At 63.7% G+C, this 1,892-nt stretch carries 3 protein-coding genes; 2 read left to right on the plus strand and 1 reads right to left on the minus strand.

Annotated features, from left to right (window positions below; translation table 11 throughout):
- Positions 1-617: xanthine dehydrogenase family protein molybdopterin-binding subunit (locus AHiyo1_RS18080; RefSeq protein WP_148667657.1), on the plus strand; the 617-nt coding region annotated here is incomplete at its 5' end.
- Between the two features lie 67 nt (positions 618-684).
- Here AHiyo1_RS18080 and nboR read toward each other — a convergent pair.
- Entirely contained in the window at positions 685-1,314 is a 630-nt protein-coding gene (gene nboR / locus AHiyo1_RS18085) for a nicotine blue oxidoreductase (RefSeq protein ID WP_084784584.1), read from the minus strand.
- Between the two features lie 202 nt (positions 1,315-1,516).
- On the opposite strand from nboR, the gene AHiyo1_RS18090 reads away from it, so the two are divergent.
- Positions 1,517-1,708 carry a YegP family protein gene (locus AHiyo1_RS18090; protein ID WP_059389468.1) on the plus strand — a complete coding sequence of 64 codons (192 nt, stop codon included), beginning with the start codon at positions 1,517-1,519 and terminating at the stop codon, positions 1,706-1,708.
- The last annotated feature ends 184 nt before the right edge of the window (positions 1,709-1,892 follow it).

The following is a 1,892-nucleotide window of genomic DNA, read 5'->3' on the forward strand; positions in this document are numbered from 1 at the left end:
CGCCGGAGGCGGACTGCGTGCTCGAGGACGGTGCGGTGCGTTGGGGTGAGCGGGTGGTTCCCTTTACCGAGGTGTACGACGCCGCACAGCAGCAGGGCATGGAACTCGCCACCGAAGGGCGTTGGGGCGGAACTCCGCGTTCGGTCGCCTTCAACGTCCACGGATTCCGGGTGGCCGTGAACACCGGCACGGGGGAACTGAGGATCCTGCAGAGCGTCCAGGCGGCCGATGCCGGCGTCGTGGTCAATCCACGGCAATGCCGCGGCCAGGTGGAAGGCGGAATCGCCCAGGCGCTGGGAGTCGCGCTGTATGAGGAAGTCCGGGTGAACGACGCAGGCAAGGTCACCACCGACATCCTGCGGCAATATCACATCCCCTCTTTCGCGGACGTGCCACGCAGCGAGGTCTATTTCGCGAAAACGAACGACCAGATGGGGCCGCTCGGTGCGAAGTCCATGAGCGAGAGCCCGTTCAACCCCGTGGCACCCGCGCTGGCCAACGCCATCCGGAACGCCACCGGGGTGAGGTTCGTGGCGCTCCCCATCGCCCGGGACAAGATCTACCTGGCGCTGAAGGACGCCGCCGCCTCCACCCCTACCCAACTGACTCGCATTTAATGTCGTTATCGAGCCTCATAACGGCATCTACTGCGAGTTAGTTGGGTGGCCGGGCCGCGATGGGGGGCTAGTCGCGGAGGAGGTGCAGCTTGTCCTTCGTGTCCACGTCGGCTCCGTCGGTGAGGTCGCTGCAGTCGACGACGTCCACCAGTCCGGGGTGCGCCTTGAGGAAACGGCGTGCCCCGGCGTCGCCGACGGCGGACTCCGCGACCTCGGCGCGGAGGCCGACGTCGATGATCAACGGGTGGCCGCGCCTTAGCTTTGTTGTGTGGCCACCGTCGAAGGCGGCTTCCGGGTATCCCGCCGCAGTCACCCGGCCGGCTTGGTGCGCTGCTAACAGCCTGGCGACGACGGCGGGGGTCACCCCAGGTTGGTCCACCAAAGTCACCATGACATTGTGGCCGTATGTAGCTGCCGCAATACCGGTGCGGAACGAGCTGGCCATGCCGGCTGCCCACTCCGGGTTGTCGACGACGAGGTACTGGTCCAGCTCCGTAGCGCGACGGACCCGCTCGGCTCCGGCACCGAGCACTACGACTACCTTGAGGCATCCGCCGTCGAGCAATGTCTTGGCGAGCACTTCCACCAAGGTCCGGCCGCGGAAGGGCAGCAGCGCCTTGGGGCCGAGTCCCAGGCGAGTCCCTGCGCCGCCGGCCAACAATACACCGGTGGTGGCTACGGGGCTGGAATCGTTCATGGGGTTCACCTTATCCATGTGCCTTCGCGGGGTCTCTAGGTTCACCTTGCACTCCAATATAGGTCTACCGAAAAAGGTTGAATATTACCCATGGGTAGGCCTTCTGGCAGACTCCTATGGCCGATATTCTCTTAGGGACTTCACGAGAGTCAGTGGTCATCGAAGGGGATGCAATGACGCATCCGCGGTGGAAAGAGGGTTTATGTCTGGCATTTTCGAAATTCTGGCAGCTGGGGAGCAATCGTTCCGTTTCCGGTTGAAGGCCGATGATGGAACGGTAGTGGCGGTGTCGCCCAAGTTCCCGGATATTGCGGCCCTTGTGGCCGGTATCAACGCAGTCAGGGAGAATGCCGCCACAGGATTCGTGGTGGATCGGCGCTCGCTCGGAGCGTAGCAATAAATCGGCGGTAGTGCTCAAGGAGCACTACCGCCGATTCTTATTTAAAGCTGTTTAGGAGTCGCCCCCCGAACCGCCGGTGGTGCCGGCGGTCACGTCGAGGAGCTTGTACCGGTCAATGGCGTACGACGGCGCACTCGGGTCAACCTCGCCCCTCGCCGCGAGGAGCTGCAGGGTTTTG

The sequence above is a fragment of the Arthrobacter sp. Hiyo1 genome (assembly GCF_001263615.2).
Lineage (GTDB): Bacteria > Actinomycetota > Actinomycetes > Actinomycetales > Micrococcaceae > Arthrobacter.

Coding starts and splice junctions, on each gene's coding strand:
- AHiyo1_RS18090 (WP_059389468.1), top strand. CDS start 1,517: ATGTCTGGCATTTTCGAAATTCTGGCAGCTGGGGAGCAATCGTTCCGT.
- nboR (WP_084784584.1), bottom strand. CDS start 1,314: ATGAACGATTCCAGCCCCGTAGCCACCACCGGTGTATTGTTGGCCGGC.